Here is a 1,044-nt window from a genome sequence, read left to right on the forward strand (position 1 = left end):
TCGCGCCGCGCGGCGAGGCGCCACACCAGGCCGGCGGGACCGGTCTGCCACCAGTGGCGCACGCCGCGGCGCGGCTGGCCCATGGACTGGGTGATGCGGTCCAGCGTGATGGCCAGCAGCACGATGCCCAGGCCACCCACGGTCGCCAGGCCCATGTCCAGCCGGCCGATGCCGCGCAGCACCATCTGGCCCAGGCCGCCCACGGCGATCATCGAGGCGATCACCACCATCGACAGCGACAGCATCAGCGACTGGTTGATGCCCGCCATGATGGACGGCATGGCCAGCGGCAGCTGCACCTTGGCCAGCAACTGCAGCGGCGAGGCCCCGTAGGCCCGGGCGGCCTCGATCAGGTCGGGCCGCACCTGGCGGATGCCCAGATTGGTCAGGCGCACCAGCGGCGGCAGCGCGAACACGATGGTCACCACCACGCCCGGCACGTTGCCGATGCCGAACAGCATCACCACCGGCACCAGGTACACGAAGGCCGGCGTGGTCTGCATGGCATCGAGCACCGGTCGCATCACGCGCTGGGCCCGGTCGCTGCTGGCCAGCAGGATGCCCAGCGGCAGCCCGATCACCAGGCAGAAGGCCAGCGAGGTCAGCACCAGCGACAGCGTCACCATGGCCTCGGGCCAGATGCCCAGCATGGCCACGAGCAGCAGCGAGACCACCGTGACCACGGCCAGCGCGCGCCCCGCGAACTGCCAGGCGAGCACGCCGATCAGCGCGATCATGGCCAGCGTGGGCACGCTGGTGAGCAGGCCTTCCACCCAGGCCAGCGTGCCGTCGATGGGCGCGCGCACGGTCTGGAAGAACGGCCGGAAATGCGCCACCACCCACGACAGGCCGTGGTTGATCCACGACTCCACGGGCAGGCTGCCGTCCCACAGCTGGTGCAGGTGAAAGCCGCCGGCCGTGGGGTCGAAGCCCGTGGCGGCGTCGCCGGGCGTGGCGCTGGCGGGGGCGTTCAGCCAATCGGTGTTGCCGGCGTCGCTGGGTGCGGTGGACGCGGCCCAGGGATCGGCCGCCCGCCTCGGGGGG

1 protein-coding gene is annotated in these 1,044 nt (G+C 72.1%); it reads right to left on the minus strand.

Annotation, left to right across the window (positions count from 1 at the left end; all coding sequences use genetic code 11):
* A partial coding sequence (gene proW / locus AC27IQ_RS25570; protein ID WP_487091306.1) for a glycine betaine/L-proline ABC transporter permease ProW occupies window positions 1–1,044 on the minus strand: 1,044 nt, incomplete at both ends.

The sequence above is a fragment of the Acidovorax sp. KPB24-07 genome, assembly GCF_057543315.1.